We start from the raw sequence: 17,481 nt of genomic DNA, 5'->3' as shown, positions 1-17,481 counted from the left end.
CAATCCTACTGACTGGACAATGCGCCAGATGTTCAAGGCGAATGGGTGATGTCCGATATTTCATCGGCCGCCAGCGCACCGATTTCAGCGGTCTCCAGCACCACGTAGGCGCTGCCGCAGAACAGCGAATTCAGACGCCTCATGTCGGCAATCAGCTCCAGGTGCAGGGCGCTGGTCTCCAGGCTCTGCAAAACCTTGCGTTGCAGGCGGCTGACGTGGGCGTGGGCCATTCGCCGTTCCTGCGCCCGAAAGCGCCGTTTCTCACGCAGCAGCTGGCGGGCGCTTTCCCGGTCGGCGCTGAGGAACACCGACAGGCCCAGCCGCAGGTTGGCGATCAACTGGCTGTGCAGCCCGGCCAGCTCTTCCAGGCCCACGTCGGAGAACGATCGGCGTTGTGCGGTTTTCTGTTGCTGGACCTTGCGCAGCATGCGCTCGATGAGGTCACTGGCCAGCTTCAGGTTGATCGCCAGCTCGATGATTTCCGCCCAGCGGCGACTGTCCTGTTCGCTGAGGTCTTCGCGGGGCATCTGCGCCAGGTACAACTTGATGGCACCGCACAGCACCTCGACGTCATCGCCCATGCGTCGCACGTCCTGGGTGACCGCCGTCTGCTGGCCATGCAGCACGTCCAGCATGGCTTCGAGCATGCTTTCGATCAGATCACCGATACGCAAGGTTTCCCGGGCGGCATTCGCCAAGGCCAGGCTCGGCGTAGCGAGGGCGGTGAGGTCCAGGTGTCGGGGCTTGGCCATGCCGTTGGTCTCGGGCCGCTCCGGCAGCAACCACGCGCAGAGCCTGGCCATCGGCGCGACGCTGGGCAGCAACACCAGGCAGCGCACGGTGTTGTAGAGCAGGTGAAAGCCAATCACCGTTTCCTGGGGACTGAAGTCCAGGCTGTCCAGCCAGCCCACCAATGGGTCGAGGACCGGAATGATCAGCAGCAGGCCGATCAGCTTGTACAACAGGCTGCCCAATGCCACCTGACGCCCGGCGGTGTTCTGCATGCTGGTGCTGAGGAACGCCAGGATGCCGCTGCCGATGTTGGCGCCGATCACCAGGCCGATGGCCACCGGCAGGCTGATCACCGCGGCGCCGGCCAGGGTCGCGGTCAGCAGTACGGCCGCCAGGCTGGAATAGGAGACCATCGCGAACAGGGCGCCGACCAGCGCATCGAGCAGGATGTCGCCGGTCAACGACGCGAAGATCACCTTCACCCCTTGGGCGTGGGTGATGGGTGCGGCGGCTTCGACGATCAGTTGCAGGGCGAGGATGATCAGCCCCAGGCCGATCCCCACCCGGCCCATCTGCCCGGCGCGGGTCTGCTTGCGCGAGAGGAAGAAGATCACTCCGAGGAAAATCAGCAGCGGCGACAGCCAGGACAGGTCCAGGGTCAGCACCCGCGCCATCAACGCGGTGCCGACATCGGCGCCGAGCATGGTGGCCAGGGCGGGAGTCAGCGCCATCAGGCCCTGGCCGACGAAGGAGGTGACGAGCATCGCCGTGGCGTTGCTGCTCTGCACCAGCGCGGTGACCATGATGCCGGCCAGGAACGCCAGCCAGCGCCGGGACATGTTCTGGCCGATGACATGACGCAGGTTCGAACCATAGACCCGCAGGATGCCGGTACGGACGATGTGCGTGCCCCAGATCAGCAGGGCCACCGCGGAGAGCAAATTCAGCAGGGTCAGCATGACAAGCCCCCTGTTAGCGTCCCAAAGGGACAAATTGACGATGCCACATGGATTCGTTGTTGTACTTAAGCTGTAGTTGGCGAACGGTTCGAGCGCCAGCATTGCACAGCTAAAGAACCGATTGAAACAAAACTGTCATAAAAAATGCCCCCTCGAAAACACCCCAATCCCTGTCGGAGCGGGCTTGCTCGCGAATGCATTCTGTCAGGCGACACAGGATTGACTGTTCTGGCCTCTTCGCGAGCAAGCCCGCTCCCACGGGTCATGCACCAGGCCATTTTCATACCGGCATGAAAAAGGGGCTCCAAGAGCCCCTTCGTTCATTGCCGCTGTCCTTTACTGGCCCGGGATATCCTTGCGCAGTTTTACCGGGTCCTGCTGGCTGCGCTTGCGGGCAATCGCCGTGCGCATCTTGATGTTGATGGCTTCCACCGCCAGGGAGAACGCCATGGCGAAGTACACGTAGCCTTTTGGTACGTGGACGTCGAACGACTCGGCGATCAGCACGGTACCCACCACCAAGAGGAACGACAGCGCCAGCATTTTCAGCGACGGGTGCTTGTCGATGAACGTGCTGATGGTGCCCGAAGCCAGCATCATCACCAGGACCGCAACGACGATTGCCGCCACCATCACCGGGACATGGGAGACCATGCCGACGGCGGTGATGACCGAGTCCAGGGAGAACACGATGTCGATGATCGCGATCTGGATGATGGTGTAGAGGAAGTTGCCGCCCTTGCCCGAGGGCTCGTCGTTGCTCTCGTCCTCGCCTTCGAGCGCGTGGTACATCTCCTGGGAGCTTTTCCACAGCAGGAACAGGCCACCGAAGAACAGGATCAGGTCACGACCCGAGATGCCCTGGCCCAACACTTCGAACAAATCGGCGGTCAGGCGCATCACCCAGGTGATGGACAGCAGCAACAGGATCCGCGTGACCATGGCCAGCGCCAGGCCGAAGATCCGGGTACGCGCCTGCATGTGCTTGGGCATGCGGCTGACCAGGATCGAGATCATGATGATGTTGTCGATGCCCAGGACAATTTCCAGGGCGGTCAGGGTAAAGAAGGCAACCCAGATTTCCGGGTTGGTCAGCCATTCCATGTGAGTTCCTTTAGCGTGTGTTAGGCCACGCGGCGCCGCCAGAAACCTGGGGGCGCCGGGCAGGGGGCATTGCTTTTATAGAGTGCTGAACAGCGGAAAGATCCCCATCAGCAAGGCGGCAACCATTATGCACAGGCAAACCAGCACTGCCCACTTCAGGGTGAAGCGCTGGTGATCACCGAATTCGATGCCGGCCAGGGCCACCAACAGGTAGGTGGATGGAACCAGCGGGCTCAACAGGTGGACGGGCTGGCCGACGATCGAGGCACGGGCCATTTCCACGGCGGTGATGCCGTAGTGACTGGCGGCTTCGGCGAGAACCGGTAACACCCCGTAATAAAATGCATCGTTCGACATGAAGAACGTGAACGGCATGCTCGCCAGGGCGGTAATCACGGCCAAGTACGGGCCGAGGAAGTCCGGGATCACTGCCAGCAGGCTCTTGGACATGGCATCGACCATGCCGGTGCCGGACAGGATGCCGGTAAAGATACCGGCCGCGAAAATCAGCCCGACCACCGCCAATACGCTGCCGGCGTGCGCTGCAACGCGGTCTTTCTGCTGTTGCAGGCAAGGGTAGTTGACGATCATCGCGATACTGAAAGCCACCATGAACAGCACCGGCAGCGGCAACAGGCCGGCGATCAGGGTGCACATCAGGCCCAGGGTCAGCGCGCCGTTGAACCAGATCAGTTTCGGACGACGGGCATCCGGGAACTGGGAAACGCTGATTTCGCTGTGGTCGATTTCATCGCCGGCCAGGTGCAGTTCACCCAGGCGCGCACGTTCACGCTTGCCGTACATGTAGGCAATCAACAGGATCGCCACCACGCCGAACGCCATCGCCGGAATCATCGGGACGAAGATGTCGGACGGATCCACATGCAGCGCACTGGCGGCGCGGGCTGTCGGGCCACCCCAAGGCGTCATGTTCATCACGCCGCCGGCGAGGATGATCAGGCCGGCCATGATCCGTGGGCTCATGCCGATGCGGCTGTACAGCGGCAACATCGCCGCCACGCAGATCATGTAAGTGGTCGCGCCGTCTCCATCGAGGGAAACGACGAGCGCCAGAACGGCGGTGCCGACCGAAACTTTCAACGGGTCGCCCTTGACCAGCTTGAGGATCTTGCGCACGGCCGGGTCGAACAGGCCGGAGTCGATCATCAGGGCAAAATAGAGAATGGCGAACATCAGCATCACCCCGGTCGGGGCAAGCTTGGTGATGCCTTCGAGCATCATCGGGCCGATTTTCGGGGCGAAACCACCGAACAGGGCGAACAGGATCGGGATGATGATCAGGGCGATCAGCGCGGACAGGCGCTTGGTCATGATCAGGAACATGAACGTGATGACCATGGCGAAGCCAAGGAAAGTCAGCATAGGAAATACTCCAGGCGTGGCGCGGCGGGCAAGGGCGAACCGGACAGGTCAGCGCAGGATGCGGGGCTCGGGACGAACGGATGGAGTGGGCGCGGCGGGACAGGTAGTTGCGGACATCAGAATCACCATTGTTGTTGTAGAGGGGCCAGGACCGCGGCGAAAAGCCGTTGTTGGCCACCGGTCTTTTGCCGGTAGTGAGGCGATCCTAATCGCGCAAGCTTTCAGCCAGCTTTCGCGCAACAACCGGATGTCGAGTTCGGAAGATGAAGCGTCAGGACAACCGTGGCGAGGGAGCTTGCTCCCGCCGGGCCATGTAATAGTCCCAAACAGGGCCGCTGCGCGACCCAGCGGGAGCAAGCTCCCTCGCCACAGAGATCGCAGTGGGGCTAGAAACCCGACAGATCCAACGGCCGCACGGCGCCCATCCAGATCGCGTGGTCGGTGTGGTCGGCCAGTTCATCGCCCGTATTGGGGTGCAGGAAAATCACCAGGCCCTTGCGGTAGAGCGCCAGCCACGGCAAGACCACTCCGATGTACTGCGGGTCGAACGACAACTGGCAGCTCCAGTCCGGATGCGGACCGACCGGGCGCTGGTGCATGCGACCCATTTTCAGCGGGAACAACTGCGCCGCTTCCTCGCACAGTGCCCGCGCCTGGTCGAGGGTGCTGGCGTCGAAATAAACGTGGGCGTGGTAGCCCTTGATGCGTTGCATCTGTCACTCCTCGAAAAGAGGCCGAACCCCAGCCGTTTGTCGCGGGTCAGAGGCCTTACACGTGGGATAAAAAAGGAAAAAAGCCATGAAAAATGCAGAAACCCCGGTGATCAAAGTGGTGCTTTATGGTGCCATGAGCAGCCTCGGCAGTGCATTGATGGCTGAAATGCTGCGCCGCCAGCATGAAGTGATCGCCATCCTCGACGACCTCACCGCCCTGGCGCCACGGCCGGGCCTGCGGACCAAGCCCGGTGATCTGTTCGATCCCGAGCGGGTCAAGCAAAGCGTAGCCGGTGCCAGCGCCGTCATCTGCCTGCTGAACGCGCCAGGGTTGCCGATGAACAGCGAACAGGTGGAGCGCAATCTGATTCCCGGCCCCGTGGAACAAGTACTGGCGGTGGACGCATTGATTGCCGGGATGGAAGCGGTGAACATTCCGCGGTTGTTCCTGGTGGGTGATTTCGCCGTGCTCGACGAGGAGCAGGGCGACGACGACCTGCAACGCCACGCCGCCGAAGAAGTGCTCGACGCCCTGCAGAACAGCACCTTGCAGTGGACGCTGATCAACTCGCCCTATGCCGCGCCGGGCCTGAGCATCGAACACTTCAGCCAGGTCAGCACCAGCCTGGAACCGGGCCTGGCGGACGCCCTGGAGCGGTTGAACCGGGTGGCGGTCGGTATCGCCGACGAGCTGCGCCTGAACCTGCACGTGGGCCAGCACGTGAGTTTCATCGCCGCCCACTGAAGGCGCCGCGCATTCAAACGGCAATGGAGGGCAGGGGCAGCCCGGTCAGTGATTCGGCGCTGTTGGCCTGCTCCTCCATCAACCAGTCCACGAACAGCCTGATCAATGCCCCACGCCGTTTGCGCTGGGGCAAGACCACGTAGTACCCCAACCGCGACAACACGGTTTCGGCAATGGGCCGGCACAGCAGGCCTTGGGCCAATAAGTTATCCACAAGGTGCCGCCAGCCAATGGCGACGCCCTGGCCGCCGATGGCCGCCTGGATCAACAGTGTGTAGTTGTCGAAACGCAACTGTCCGGGGGCCGGGGGCGAGGTGATGCCCAGCTCGCGAAACACCCCGTTCCAGTCAAACCAGTTGCTGCCGTTGCCTGCGCGCAAGTGCAGCAATGGGAACTCCGCCAAGGCGGGTGCGGGCAAGGGCAGGGGCCGCGCCTTGAGCAGCAGCGGACTGCACACCGGAAAGACTTCTTCGCTGAACAGCCAGCGACTTTCGCCTTGTTTGAAGCGACCGTCGCCGAACAATACGGCAACGTCAATATCCGTGCGGAGCATGTTGTGGTTGCGCTCGCCGGTCACCAGGCTGACGTCGATCTGCGGGTTCGCGGCGTGAAACCGATGCAATCGCGGCATCAGCCAGTAGGCCGCAAAAGCGAAGTCTGTGGCCACCTGCAACACCTCGTGCTGGTGCTGCGCCGTGATTGCGCTCAGCCCAGCGTCGATGCTCTGCAAGCCGGCCTGGACTTGCTCGAACAGGATCGAGCCGGCCTCCGTCAGCTCGATGCCGCGGTAGATGCGATCGAACAGCCGCGTGCCCAATTGTTCTTCCAGGCGCTTGATCTGTTGGCTGATGGCTGGCTGCGTGGTGCCCAGTTCAATCGCCGCTGCCGTGAAGCTCTGCTGGCGGGCGGCAGCTTCGAAGGCACGGAACAACTCCAGGGACAGGTCACCCAAGGCGTCATACATAAGTTGTGCTTATCCTAGTCATTATCCTACATGGGCTTTACCCCAAAACCCGGGGGCTACATGCTCAATCGCAGCAATGTCGCATAACTGCTCACTATGGAATGCCGCGAATACATGAAGCGCAAGAACATTCTTTTCATCATGGCCGATCAGATGGCCGCGCCAATGTTGCCGATCTACGGTCCTTCGCCGATCAAGCTGCCCAACCTGTCGCGCCTGGCGGCCGAAGGTGTGGTATTCGACGCGGCGTATTGCAACAGCCCGCTCTGCGCGCCGTCGCGTTTCACCCTGGTGAGCGGCCAGTTGCCCAGCAAGATCGGCGCCTACGACAACGCCGCGGATTTCCCGGCGGACATCCCCACCTACGCCCATTACCTGCGCCGTCTCGGCTACCGCACGGCGTTGTCCGGCAAGATGCACTTTTGCGGGCCGGACCAGTTGCACGGCTATGAAGAGCGCCTGACCAGTGACATCTACCCGGCCGATTACGGCTGGGCCGTGAATTGGGATGAACCCGACGTGCGGCCGAGCTGGTACCACAACATGTCGTCGGTGTTGCAGGCCGGCCCTTGCGTACGCACCAACCAGCTGGATTTCGACGAAGAAGTGGTGTTCAAGGCCCAGCAATACCTGTTCGACCACATTCGCGAGGACGGCGACCAGCCGTTCTGCCTGACCGTGTCCATGACCCACCCCCACGATCCGTACACCATTCCCAAGGCGTTCTGGGACCTGTACGACGACAACGACATTCCGTTACCGCTCACCCCGGCACAGACGGAGCTGGACCCGCATTCCCAGCGCCTGCTCAAAGTGTATGACCTGTGGGGCAAGCCGCTGCCTGTGGATAAGATTCGCGACGCCCGCCGGGCCTACTTCGGCGCGTGCAGCTACATTGACAGCAACGTAGGAAAACTCCTGCAGACCCTGGAAGATACCGGTTTGCTGGAAGACACGATCATCGTGTTCTCCGGCGATCATGGCGACATGCTCGGTGAAAAGGGCCTCTGGTACAAAATGCACTGGTACGAAATGGCCGCACGGGTGCCGCTGTTGATCAGCGCGCCTGGGCAATTCGCCAGCGGACGGGTGAGTGCAGCGGTGTCCACCGCCGACCTGCTGCCCACCCTGGTGGAACTGGCCGGTGGCACGCTGGAACCGGGGCTGCCGCTGGACGGACGCTCGCTGGTGCCGCACCTGCAAGGGCAGGGCGGGCATGACGAAGTCTTCGGTGAATACATGGCCGAAGGCACCGTGAGCCCCTTGATGATGATTCGCCGTGGCCCCTGGAAATTCATCTACAGCGAGGACGACCCTTGCCTGCTGTTCAATGTCCACAATGACCCGAAAGAACTTGAGGATCTCAGCCAGTCTCCGGAGCATCAGCGCCTGTTCGTCGATTTTCTCGCCGAAGCCCGGGCCAAGTGGGACATCCCCGCCATTCACCGTCAAGTGCTCGCCAGCCAGCGGCGCCGTCGGTTTGTCGCCCAGGCGCTGACTCTGGGCAAACTCAAGAGCTGGGACCACCAGCCACTGGTCGACGCCAGCCAACAGTACATGCGTAACCACATCGACCTCGATGACCTGGAGCGCAAGGCCCGTTATCCACAACCCTGCCAATACCAATAACGTAAGGGGAAGCACATGCAAAAGTTATCCACAGTACTGACCGCCGGGCTGTTGGCATTGAGCAGTGCGTCGGCCTGGGCCGAGCAAAGCTGCGAAACCGTGAAGATGGCCGATCCAGGCTGGAGCGACATCGCGGCGACCAACGCCATCGCCGGTTTCCTGCTGGACGGCATGGGCTACAAGCCCAAGGTCGATACGCTGGCGGTGCCGATCACGTTCGGCGGCCTCAAGGATGGCCAGGTCGATGTGTTCCTCGGTAACTGGATGCCGGCGCAGCAGGGCTTCTACGACAAATTCGTCGCCAACGGCGATGTCACGCAATTGGCCAAGAACCTGGAAGGAACCGAGTTCACCCTGGCAGTGCCGGACTACGTCTGGGAGGCGGGTGTGCATAACTTTGCCGACCTGAACAAGTTCGCCGACAAATTCGAGAAGAAGATCTACGGCATCGGTTCCGGCGCCCCGGCGAACCTGTCCCTGAAAGAGATCATCAAGACCAACGATTTCGGCATGGGTGAGTGGAAGCTGGTGGAGTCCAGCGAGCAGGCAATGCTGGCGGAGGTCTCCCGGGCCGTGAAGAAACAGAAGTTCGTGACCTTCCTCGGTTGGACCCCGCACCCGATGAACGTGCAACTGAAAATGCATTACCTCAAGGGCGGCGAGAAGTACTTCGGCGACACCGGCAGCGTCTATACGCTGACCCGCAAAGGTTATGCACAGGCCTGCCCGAACGTCGGCAAGCTGCTGACCAACCTGAGTTTCACCCAGGAAATGGAAAACAGCATCATGGCTGACGTGGTGAACAACAAGGTCAGCAACGCCGACGCAGCCAAGGCCTGGATCAAGGCCAACCCGGCCGTGCTGGATAAATGGCTGGACGGCGTGAAGACCGTGGATGACAAGGACGCGTTGTCGGCGGTGAAGGCCAAATTGTAAGGCCGGCTGTTGTGGCGAGGGGATTTATCCCCTCGCCACAGATATGATCTTCACCACAGAGAGAGCGGTGCATTGTCCTGATACTCTTGCGCCAAACCCCATCCTCGAGGCCCCATCGCATTGCCCACGCGCCATTCACTCTTTCCGTTCCTGAGCTGGCTCCCCCGCCAGACCCGCGCCAGCGTCGGGCGGGACCTGATCGTTGGCCTGAGCGGCGCGATTCTCGCGTTGCCCCAGTCCATTGCCTACGCCCTGATCGCCGGCTTGCCCCCCGAATATGGCTTGTACGCGGCGATCGTGCCGGTGCTGATTGCCTGCCTGTGGGGTTCCTCCTGGCATCTGATCTGCGGTCCTACGGCGGCGATCTCCATTGTCCTGTACGCCAGCATCAGCCCACTGGCCGTGCCCGCCAGCCAGGACTACGTCACCTTGATCCTGCTGCTGACCGTGCTGGCGGGTGTTTTCCAGTGGTTGCTGGGGTTGTTGCGTTTCGGGGCGCTGGTGAATTTCGTCTCGCACTCGGTGGTGCTGGGCTTTACGTTGGGGGCGGCGGTGGTCATTGCCCTGGGCCAGTTGCCGAACCTGCTGGGCGTGGACCTGCCGAACGAAGCCACGGCCCTGAAGGGCGTGCTGGCGCTGCTCAGCCACATCGGGGCTGTGGATAAACCCTCCTTGCTGCTGGGCTTGGCCACGCTGGCCCTGGGGATAACCCTGAAAAAGGCGTTGCCGCGTTGGCCGAGCCTGTTGATAACCCTGGTCATCAGCAGCCTCGTGGTCTGGCTGTGGCCCGCGATGTTCGGGCATGTGGCGCTGGTCAGCGCCTTTAGCGGACGCTTGCCGCCGCTCTCGCCGCTGCCATTGGACCTGGAGCTGATCCTGCGCCTGCTGCCCGGCGCCGTCGCGGTGGGGATGCTTGGGCTGGTGACCAGCCTGTCGATCGCCCGCTCGTTGTCGGTTCGTTCCGGGCAATTGCTCGACGCGAACCAGGAGGTGAGGGCGCAGGGCCTTTCCAACATCATTGGAGGTTTTTTCTCCGGATCATTGTCGGCCGGTTCCTTTACCCGTTCCGGTCTCAGCTATGAGGCCGGGGCCTGCTCGCCGTTGGCCGGGGTGTTCTCGGCCCTGTGGGTGGCGCTGTTCGCCGTAGCCGGCGCAACGCTGATCGCGCACATTCCGATCCCGGCCATGGCCGGCAGCATTCTGCTGATCGCCTGGGGCCTGGTGGACCACCGCGCTATCCGCGCGCTGTACCGGGTGAGCCGCGCCGAATTCGTGGTCATGAGCCTGACGTGCCTGGCGACGCTGCTATTGGAACTGCAAACCGCGATCTACGCGGGCGTGCTGGCCTCGCTGTTTTTCTACCTCAAGCGCACCTCCCAACCGCGAGTGCAGCATTATTGCGAAGGGGAAGCGGAGGTCCTGCGGGTCGGCGGCTCGATCTTTTTCGGCGCCAGTCATTTCCTGCAAGTGCGGCTGCAGCGATTGCAGGCACAACAGGTGGTCATCGATGCCCAGCAAATCAACTTCATCGATTACTCCGGCGTGGAAATGCTCCACCAGGAGGCCCGGCGCCTGCGCAGCCAGGGCCGCAGCCTGACCCTGCGCCGGGCCCGGCCCCAAGTGGTGGAAGAGCTGAAGAAGCTGGAGGGGGCGGAGCACTGCCCGATTCAATTCGAGGATTGAGCGGTTCGCGTTGTGGGAGCAAGGCCTGCCCCACAGCGCCCTACAGCGCCAACTGGCGGCGCAACTCCGCCAGCACCGGCGCGGTGTCCGGGCGCACGCCGCGCCACAGGTAAAAGGCCTCACCCGCCTGTTCGGCCAGCATGCCCAAGCCATCCATCGCCACCGCGCCGTGTTCGCGTGCCCAACGGCAGAACGAGGTCGGCTCCTTGCCGTACATCATGTCGTAGCACAACGTCTTGCCCGGCTCGATCAAGCTGGCGGCAATCGGCGGCACCTCCCCTGACAGGCTCGCCGACGTGGCGTTGATGATCAGGTCCACCGGCTCTTGCAACCAATCGAAGCCACTGGCAGACACCGGGCCCAGGTCGGCGAACAGCTCGGCCAGCAGCTCGGCCTTCTCCACCGTGCGATTGGCGATGATCACCGAGGCCGGCGCTTGCGCCAACAACGGCTCCAGGGCGCCGCGCACCGCACCGCCGGCGCCCAGCAGCAGGATGCGCTTGCCCTGGAGGCTGAACCTCGCGTTGACGGTCAGGTCCCGCACCAGCCCGGCACCGTCGGTGTTGTCCCCCAACAGGCGGCCATCGGCCAACTTGCTCAACGTGTTCACAGCCCCGGCGCGCTGCGCCCGCTCGGTCAGGTTGTCGGCCAGGCGGAAGGCGTCTTCCTTGAACGGAACGGTGACATTGGCGCCACGGCCCTCGCGGAAGAATGCCCGCGCGCACCCGGAAAAGTCCTCCAGGGGCGCCAACAGCGTGCTGTATTCCAACGCCTCTCCGGTCTGCTCGGCGAACAACCGGTGGATCAGCGGCGACTTGCTGTGGCCGATCGGGTTACCCATTACAACGTAGCGATCCATGAGCGCTCCTCGTTCAGGCCGTCGCCAGCCAATCGCGATCCTGCAGGAAGTATTCGGTCAAACGGGCTTCTTCGCTGCCCGGCTCCGCTTTCCAGTCGTAGCCCCAGCGCACTTGCGGTGGCAAGGACATCAGGATCGACTCGGTACGTCCGCCCGATTGCAGCCCGAACAAGGTGCCGCGGTCATAGACCAGGTTGAATTCCACGTAGCGCCCACGGCGATACTCCTGGAACTCGCGCTGCTTGGCGGTGAAGGCGTCATGCTTGCGCCGCCGCATGATCGGCAGGTAGGCGTCGATGTAAGCGTCGCCGATGGCGCGCATGAAGGCGAAGCTGGTGTCGAAATCCCAGGCGTTCAGGTCATCGAAGAACAGGCCGCCGATGCCCCGTGGTTCGTTGCGGTGCTTGAGGTGGAAATAGCTGTCGCACCAGGCCTTGTAGCGCGGATACACCTCCGGGCCAAACGGCGCGCAGGCTTGCTCGGCAATGCGGTGCCAGTGCACGCAGTCTTCTTCCACGCCGTAGTAGGGCGTCAGGTCGAAGCCGCCACCAAACCACCAGACCGGCTCTTCGCCTTCCTTTTCCGCGATGAAAAAGCGCACGTTGGCGTGGGACGTCGGCACATGGGGATTGTGCGGATGGATCACCAGCGACACGCCCAGGGCCTCGAAACCGCGCCCGGCCAGTTCCGGCCGATGGGCGCTGGCCGACGGTGGGAGACCGCTGCCAAAGACGTGGGAAAAGTTGACGCCGCCCTTTTCGATCACCGTGCCATTTTCGAGCACCCGGGTGCGCCCACCGCCACCGGCAGGCCGGGACCAGGCGTCTTCGACGAAGCGAGTGCCACCGTCCTCGGTTTCCAGGGCGGCGCAGATACGGTCTTGCAGGTCGAGCAGGTAGGCTTTCACGGCCTCGGTGCGAGTGGACATGACATCACCTTGATCAGGGCTACGCTACGGGGCGTAACGAGCCGGCGGCAAAAAGGGCGCACAGGATACCACCGCGCTTGCCCACGCCACAGTTGACGAAGGTCAAGCTTAGGAGTCCGATAGCAGGCTTGGTAAAAAGTCCCGCGACAAGGAGAGAGTGAAGATGGCCAAACGTATCCAGTTCCGTTCCCACGGCGGCCCCGAAGTGCTTGAGTACCTGGACTATGAGCCCGCCGAGCCGGGCCCGCAGCAGGTGCGCGTCAGCAACAAGGCGATCGGTTTGAATTTCATCGACACCTACTACCGCAGCGGCCTGTACCCGCCGCCGGCACTGCCTTCGGGCCTGGGCGCCGAAGGGGCTGGCGTGGTCGAGGCGGTCGGCACGGGCGTCACGCGGTTCAAGGTCGGTGACCGGGTGGCCTACGGCAGCGGTCCACTGGGCGCCTACAGCGATGTGCACGTGCTGCCCGAAGCCAACCTGGTGCACCTGCCGGCGTCCATCAGTTTCGAACAGGCGGCCGGGGTGATGCTCAAGGGCCTCACCGTGCAGTACCTGTTGCGCCAGACCTATGAACTCAAGGGCGGCGAAACCATTCTGTTCCACGCGGCCGCCGGCGGCGTGGGCTCTTTGGCCTGCCAATGGGCCAAGGCCCTGGGCGTGAAGCTGATCGGCACGGTCAGTTCCGCCGAGAAAGCCGCCGTCGCCAAAGCCCACGGTGCCTGGGAAACCATCGACTACAGCAAGGAAAACGTCGCACAGCGTGTACTGGAATTGACTGAAGGCAAGAAGGTCCCCGTGGTGTACGACGGCGTCGGCAAGGACACCTGGCTGACGTCCCTCGACTGCGTGGCGCCTCGCGGCCTGCTGGTCAGCTTCGGCAATGCCTCCGGGGCGGTGGATGGCGTGAACCTGGGGATCCTTTCGGCCAAGGGCTCGCTGTACGTCACCCGCCCGACCCTGGCGACCTACGCCAACAACGCCGAAAACCTGCAACGCATGGCCGACGAGCTGTTCGGCATGATCAGCAGCGGCAAGCTCACGGTGGACATCAACCAGCGTTACCCACTGGCAGAAGCGGCCAAGGCCCAGGCAGAACTGTCGGCGCGCCGCACCACTGGGTCGACCATCCTGTTGCCATAAGCCAACAGCTTTTGTGGCGAGGGGATTTATCCCCCCTGGGCTGCGAAGCAGCTCCCAAAAAGGCAACTCGGTGTGCCAGGAAGATTGAGTTTGCTGCTTCAGGGCTGCTTCGCAGCCCAACGGGGATAAATCCCCTCGCCACAGAGGGCTCCCTCACCACAAAGACCTAGTCCGGGCGCACGACCTTGCCGGTCGCCAGGTCGCGGATCACGCTGGGGTTCTTGCGTCCGCCAAGGTTGCCGCCCAGCACCAGGTCGACCTGTCCGCGGAAATACTGCTCGACGCGAATCCGCGTGCGCGCCGCCGGACGGCCCTGGGGGTTGGCCGAGGTGGACACCAGCGGTCCGACCAGGGAACACAAGTCGCGCACGGTGGGGTGGTCGCTGACCCGCAGGGCAACGGTGTCATGCACGCCGGTGATCCATTCCGGCAGCAGGTTCTGGTGCGGCACCAGCCAGGTATTGGGCCCTGGCCAGGTGCTGGCCATGCGATCGATCCACGCTTCGGGGAAGTCTTCGAACAGAAAGTCGAACTGGTGGATGTTGTCCGCCACCAGTATCAGGCCCTTGTCGGGCAGCCGCGACTTGATCGCCAGCAGGCGCTCCACCGCTTCCTCGTTCCACGGGTCGCACCCCAGGCCCCAGACCGCTTCGGTTGGATAGGCAATCACCGCCCCGGCGCGAATTTCTCGCGCGGCTTGTTGCACACGCCAACTGTTGACCATGAACGATTCTCCGCAACACAAGATAAGGCTGTGCGCAGTTTACCCATCTTGCTCATAAAACCTAGCGGGCAAACCAGCGTCCGCCGTCGCAGATGGCACGCCCCTCCATTTCCAGCTCGGTCAGCGCCGCCAATACCCTGGGCAGGCCCCAGCCACTGGCATCGGCCAACGCCTCGCTGCTCAGTGGCGCGGCATGGAGCAAGCGCAGCAGCGGATGGATGACCGGCGTGGGCTCCGCCGCCAGGGGCAAGCGCTGCCAACCGCGCAACGCCTCGAGGATGTGCTCGACGGTCTCGACCAACGCCGCACCGTCACGGATCAGTTGATGGCAGCCACGAGCACCGGGGTGATGGATGGAGCCGGGAATCGCATAGACCTCGCGCCCCTGCTCCGCCGCCAGGCGCGCGGTGATCAGCGAGCCACTGGCAACACTGGCCTCGACCACCAGCACGCCCAGGGACAAACCGCTGATGATCCGGTTGCGCCGCGGAAAGTGGCTGGCGTGGGGTGGGGCGTCCAACGCAAACTCCGAGAGCACCGCGCTGCCCTGGGCAATCATCGCGTCCGCCAGGCGCCGATTGCGCTGTGGATAAAAATTTTCCAGCCCGGTGCCCAGCACGCCAACGGTGCACCCGCCCACCTCCAGCGCGGCCTGGTGCGCCGCCGCGTCGATGCCCAAGGCCAGGCCGCTGGTGATGACAAAACCGGCCCCGGCCAGGCTTCGGGAAAACGCCGCGGCCGTGTCCATTCCCGGTCGCGAAGCCCGGCGGCTGCCGACCATCGCCAACTGGGGTTTTTCCAGGATCGAGGCGTCGCCGGCGACGAACAGCAACGGCGGTGGGTCGCTGATCTGCGCCAGCAGGGCCGGGTAATCGGCCTGGTCCCACATCCGTAAATGCTGGCCCGGACGCTCTAGCCAGGCCAATGCGTGGGCGGCGCCGTCACGCACCTGGGGGTTGCGCCGAGCCTCGGCACACGCCACGGGCAAGCCCAATGCACGCCAGGCACTGGCCGGCGCGCTGAGGGCTTTGGACGCCGAGCCAAAGGCGTGCAGCAAGGTCATGAAACGTTTGGGTCCCAGCTCCGGCAAGCGGTGCAGGCGCAGCCGGGCCTCCAGTTCCGCCGGGGAAACCGGAGCAGATTCAGGCAATGACATCGGATCATCCTTGATCGTAATAAGCCCCGCGTAAACGGGAACAAGCTGTGGATAACTCTGTTGGTAACTTGTGAGAGACGTTATGGATTACGGACCTTGTCGAGTACCGCCAACGAACGCGAGGCGTACAGCACCAGGCCATAACTGAGCTTGTCGTAGGTGCGGAACACCATCAGCAGTCCAGCCCGCTCATCCGGGATCTTGACCGGTTGGCCAGTGATGCGGTCGCGCACGGTTTCGCCGGTCTTCATCACCGCCAGCACATTGCCCTCGACGAGCCCGTCGCGGCGTCCCTTGTTCAGGGTCACTACATCCAGCGCGCCAATCTGGGTGACGCCCCGGGGTACATCGAGAATGACCCCGTTGATGGCAGATTCAGGCGCACTGGGCATGAAGGTCGAGTTGATCGAGCGGCCCTCGCCGCTGAACAGGCGATCCCCCAGGCGCACTTCCTGGGTGGTGCGTTGCAGCACCAGGGTGGTGACGTCGCCTTCGCTGGCCACCACCTCGCCGCCACCGATGTCATCGGCGTTGATGCCCAGAAACTCCTTGGTCTCGGGGTCGGTGTAGACCTTGCCCTGGCGGAAGATGCCGTACGCGGTCTCGTTCGGGTCGAAAGTGCCACGGGCGAAGACCCGGTCACCCGCGCCGCTCAGAACCCGCTCGGCATTGCCGGCGACGATGTAGGGGGCCTTGTCGAAGTCCTCGAGCCGATCGACGATGCGATTGCTCAGCAGGAAACTGTTGATAGCTTGCAGGGGAATGCTCGGGATGGCATCGGCCACCGGCGAGCTGCGCACCCGCGGCGACAACTTGATGGTGCCCCGCGAAGCGCCGCGGTTGAGGGTCAGCCGGGGCTGGCCGTCGACATAGACCAGCGACAGGGTGTCACCGGGATAGATCAGGTTGGGGTTTTCGACCTGGGGGTTGGCCTGCCAGAGTTCTGGCCATTTCCAGGGTTCGCGCAGGTATTTGCCGGAAATGTCCCACAGGGTGTCCCCCGTCACCACTGTGTATTGCTGGGGAAAACCTTCCCGAAGTTGCACTTGCCCGTGCGCGATACCGGCCGAGGCCAGGAGCAGCAGGGCGAGTAGTGATTTCCTCATGCGGTGAATCCCTTTATTATGTGCGTTCGCGTAAAACGCCAGAGCCCCCGTGGCTCGCTCCGTCAGGCGCCCTGCTTCAAGCGGCAGCGCCTCGGAACAACGTTTTACAACGGTAGCCTGCATCCCAAGACACGCCAGGCCAGCCACCCGACTTTACCTCACACGTGCATTTATCAAGCTTATGGCCATTTTGAACATTCTCGAATTCCCGGACCCGCGCCTGCGCACTATCGCCAAACCGGTGGCCGTAGTGGACGACGAAGTGCGTCAGTTGGTCGATGACATGTTTGAAACAATGTATGAGGCGCCAGGCATCGGCCTCGCCGCGACCCAGGTCAACGTGCACAAACGTATCGTCGTGATGGACCTCTCCGAAGACCGTAGCGAGCCACGGGTGTTCATCAACCCCGAGTTCGAGACCCTCACCGACGAGATGGAGCAATACCAGGAAGGCTGCCTCTCGGTGCCGGGCTTCTACGAAAACGTCGACCGCCCGCAGAAGGTCAAGATCAAGGCCCTGGACCGCGACGGCCAACCCTACGAGCTGATCGCCGAAGGCTTGCTGGCGGTGTGCATCCAGCACGAGTGTGACCACCTCAACGGCAAGTTGTTCGTCGACTACCTGTCGACCCTCAAGCGTGACCGGATCAAGAAAAAACTGGAAAAACTTCATCGCCAGAATGCTTGATGCCCTCCTTCAAAGGCTTGCCACGGCAAGC

16 protein-coding genes are annotated in these 17,481 nt (G+C 62.9%); 6 read left to right on the top strand and 10 right to left on the bottom strand.

Annotated elements, in window-relative coordinates; all coding sequences use genetic code 11:
- Positions 1-32 precede the first annotated feature (32 nt).
- From V3H56_RS00260 to V3H56_RS00245, 4 genes are all read right to left on the bottom strand, one after another.
- Positions 33-1,691 (bottom strand): Na/Pi cotransporter family protein, encoded by a 1,659-nt coding sequence (locus V3H56_RS00260; protein ID WP_053148213.1) that lies wholly within the window; start codon positions 1,689-1,691, stop codon positions 33-35.
- A gap of 336 nt (positions 1,692-2,027) precedes the next feature.
- On the bottom strand, positions 2,028-2,795 hold the full coding sequence (locus V3H56_RS00255) for a TerC family protein (RefSeq protein WP_047739346.1): 768 nt from the start codon (positions 2,793-2,795) through the stop codon (positions 2,028-2,030).
- Between the two features lie 75 nt (positions 2,796-2,870).
- Positions 2,871-4,178, bottom strand: coding sequence for a CitMHS family transporter (locus V3H56_RS00250; RefSeq protein ID WP_042728906.1), 1,308 nt, complete (start codon positions 4,176-4,178; stop codon positions 2,871-2,873).
- Between the two features lie 386 nt (positions 4,179-4,564).
- On the bottom strand, positions 4,565-4,891 hold the full coding sequence (locus V3H56_RS00245) for a DOPA 4,5-dioxygenase family protein (protein ID WP_123579312.1): 327 nt from the start codon (positions 4,889-4,891) through the stop codon (positions 4,565-4,567).
- 85 nt (positions 4,892-4,976) lie between these two features.
- Here V3H56_RS00245 and V3H56_RS00240 point away from each other — a divergent pair, with 85 nt between their 5' ends.
- Positions 4,977-5,636 carry an NAD(P)H-binding protein gene (locus tag V3H56_RS00240; RefSeq protein ID WP_338474084.1) on the top strand — a complete coding sequence of 220 codons (660 nt, stop codon included), beginning with the start codon at positions 4,977-4,979 and terminating at the stop codon, positions 5,634-5,636.
- Positions 5,637-5,649: 13 nt separating this feature from the next.
- Here the strand turns inward: V3H56_RS00240 and V3H56_RS00235 are convergent, their stop codons facing one another.
- Positions 5,650-6,600 carry a LysR family transcriptional regulator gene (locus V3H56_RS00235; RefSeq protein WP_042728909.1) on the bottom strand — a complete coding sequence of 317 codons (951 nt, stop codon included), beginning with the start codon at positions 6,598-6,600 and terminating at the stop codon, positions 5,650-5,652.
- Positions 6,601-6,714: 114 nt separating this feature from the next.
- Here V3H56_RS00235 and betC point away from each other — a divergent pair, with 114 nt between their 5' ends.
- The 3 genes from betC (at position 6,715) to V3H56_RS00220 (ending at position 10,848) form a co-directional block, all read left to right on the top strand.
- Positions 6,715-8,229, top strand: coding sequence for a choline-sulfatase (gene betC / locus V3H56_RS00230; RefSeq protein ID WP_338474083.1), 1,515 nt, complete (start codon positions 6,715-6,717; stop codon positions 8,227-8,229).
- A gap of 15 nt (positions 8,230-8,244) precedes the next feature.
- Positions 8,245-9,165: a choline ABC transporter substrate-binding protein gene (gene choX / locus V3H56_RS00225; protein ID WP_338474082.1), complete on the top strand. Its 921-nt coding sequence runs from the start codon at positions 8,245-8,247 to the stop codon at positions 9,163-9,165.
- A gap of 114 nt (positions 9,166-9,279) precedes the next feature.
- Positions 9,280-10,848 carry a SulP family inorganic anion transporter gene (locus V3H56_RS00220; RefSeq protein WP_338474796.1) on the top strand — a complete coding sequence of 523 codons (1,569 nt, stop codon included), beginning with the start codon at positions 9,280-9,282 and terminating at the stop codon, positions 10,846-10,848.
- Positions 10,849-10,888: 40 nt separating this feature from the next.
- On the opposite strand, the gene aroE is transcribed toward V3H56_RS00220, so the two are convergent.
- Together aroE and hemF are read right to left on the bottom strand one after the other, a co-directional pair.
- Positions 10,889-11,707, bottom strand: a complete 819-nt coding sequence (aroE, locus tag V3H56_RS00215) for a shikimate dehydrogenase (protein WP_338474081.1) — start codon at positions 11,705-11,707, stop codon at positions 10,889-10,891.
- 13 nt (positions 11,708-11,720) lie between these two features.
- Positions 11,721-12,635 (bottom strand): oxygen-dependent coproporphyrinogen oxidase, encoded by a 915-nt coding sequence (gene hemF / locus V3H56_RS00210; RefSeq protein ID WP_042728914.1) that lies wholly within the window; start codon positions 12,633-12,635, stop codon positions 11,721-11,723.
- A 163-nt stretch (positions 12,636-12,798) separates the two neighbouring features.
- Between hemF and V3H56_RS00205 the strand changes: the two genes are divergently transcribed.
- Positions 12,799-13,776: an NADPH:quinone reductase gene (locus V3H56_RS00205; protein WP_338474080.1), complete on the top strand. Its 978-nt coding sequence runs from the start codon at positions 12,799-12,801 to the stop codon at positions 13,774-13,776.
- 166 nt (positions 13,777-13,942) lie between these two features.
- On the opposite strand, the gene V3H56_RS00200 is transcribed toward V3H56_RS00205, so the two are convergent.
- From V3H56_RS00200 to V3H56_RS00190, 3 genes are all read right to left on the bottom strand, one after another.
- Positions 13,943-14,500 carry an L-threonylcarbamoyladenylate synthase gene (locus V3H56_RS00200; protein WP_042731217.1) on the bottom strand — a complete coding sequence of 186 codons (558 nt, stop codon included), beginning with the start codon at positions 14,498-14,500 and terminating at the stop codon, positions 13,943-13,945.
- Between the two features lie 61 nt (positions 14,501-14,561).
- Entirely contained in the window at positions 14,562-15,656 is a 1,095-nt protein-coding gene (gene dprA / locus V3H56_RS00195; RefSeq protein ID WP_042731216.1) for a DNA-processing protein DprA, read from the bottom strand.
- 80 nt (positions 15,657-15,736) lie between these two features.
- The gene (locus V3H56_RS00190; protein WP_047739351.1) at positions 15,737-16,762 is read right to left on the bottom strand and encodes a LysM domain-containing protein; all 1,026 of its coding nucleotides are present in this window, start codon (positions 16,760-16,762) and stop codon (positions 15,737-15,739) included.
- A gap of 181 nt (positions 16,763-16,943) precedes the next feature.
- Here V3H56_RS00190 and def point away from each other — a divergent pair, with 181 nt between their 5' ends.
- Positions 16,944-17,450 carry a peptide deformylase gene (gene def, locus V3H56_RS00185; RefSeq protein ID WP_042731214.1) on the top strand — a complete coding sequence of 169 codons (507 nt, stop codon included), beginning with the start codon at positions 16,944-16,946 and terminating at the stop codon, positions 17,448-17,450.
- Positions 17,451-17,481: the final 31 nt, after the last annotated feature.

This window comes from Pseudomonas sp. MS646, from assembly GCF_036693845.1.
In the GTDB taxonomy this organism is placed as follows: domain Bacteria; phylum Pseudomonadota; class Gammaproteobacteria; order Pseudomonadales; family Pseudomonadaceae; genus Aquipseudomonas; species Aquipseudomonas chlororaphis_E.
Note: the sequence above shows the minus strand (reverse complement) of the source record. Positions and strands in the feature narration are given on the sequence as shown.

What these genes read in the sequence shown, in the direction of transcription:
- V3H56_RS00250 (WP_042728906.1), bottom strand. Translation starts at nt 4,178, where the DNA reads ATGCTGACTTTCCTTGGCTTCGCCATGGTCATCACGTTCATGTTCCTG.
- V3H56_RS00205 (WP_338474080.1), top strand. Translation starts at nt 12,799, where the DNA reads ATGGCCAAACGTATCCAGTTCCGTTCCCACGGCGGCCCCGAAGTGCTT.
- choX (WP_338474082.1), top strand. Translation starts at nt 8,245, where the DNA reads ATGCAAAAGTTATCCACAGTACTGACCGCCGGGCTGTTGGCATTGAGC.
- def (WP_042731214.1), top strand. Translation starts at nt 16,944, where the DNA reads ATGGCCATTTTGAACATTCTCGAATTCCCGGACCCGCGCCTGCGCACT.
- V3H56_RS00190 (WP_047739351.1), bottom strand. Translation starts at nt 16,762, where the DNA reads ATGAGGAAATCACTACTCGCCCTGCTGCTCCTGGCCTCGGCCGGTATC.
- V3H56_RS00245 (WP_123579312.1), bottom strand. Translation starts at nt 4,891, where the DNA reads ATGCAACGCATCAAGGGCTACCACGCCCACGTTTATTTCGACGCCAGC.
- V3H56_RS00260 (WP_053148213.1), bottom strand. Translation starts at nt 1,691, where the DNA reads ATGCTGACCCTGCTGAATTTGCTCTCCGCGGTGGCCCTGCTGATCTGG.
- V3H56_RS00235 (WP_042728909.1), bottom strand. Translation starts at nt 6,600, where the DNA reads ATGTATGACGCCTTGGGTGACCTGTCCCTGGAGTTGTTCCGTGCCTTC.
- V3H56_RS00255 (WP_047739346.1), bottom strand. Translation starts at nt 2,795, where the DNA reads ATGGAATGGCTGACCAACCCGGAAATCTGGGTTGCCTTCTTTACCCTG.
- dprA (WP_042731216.1), bottom strand. Translation starts at nt 15,656, where the DNA reads ATGTCATTGCCTGAATCTGCTCCGGTTTCCCCGGCGGAACTGGAGGCC.
- betC (WP_338474083.1), top strand. Translation starts at nt 6,715, where the DNA reads ATGAAGCGCAAGAACATTCTTTTCATCATGGCCGATCAGATGGCCGCG.
- aroE (WP_338474081.1), bottom strand. Translation starts at nt 11,707, where the DNA reads ATGGATCGCTACGTTGTAATGGGTAACCCGATCGGCCACAGCAAGTCG.
- hemF (WP_042728914.1), bottom strand. Translation starts at nt 12,635, where the DNA reads ATGTCCACTCGCACCGAGGCCGTGAAAGCCTACCTGCTCGACCTGCAA.
- V3H56_RS00240 (WP_338474084.1), top strand. Translation starts at nt 4,977, where the DNA reads ATGAAAAATGCAGAAACCCCGGTGATCAAAGTGGTGCTTTATGGTGCC.
- V3H56_RS00200 (WP_042731217.1), bottom strand. Translation starts at nt 14,500, where the DNA reads ATGGTCAACAGTTGGCGTGTGCAACAAGCCGCGCGAGAAATTCGCGCC.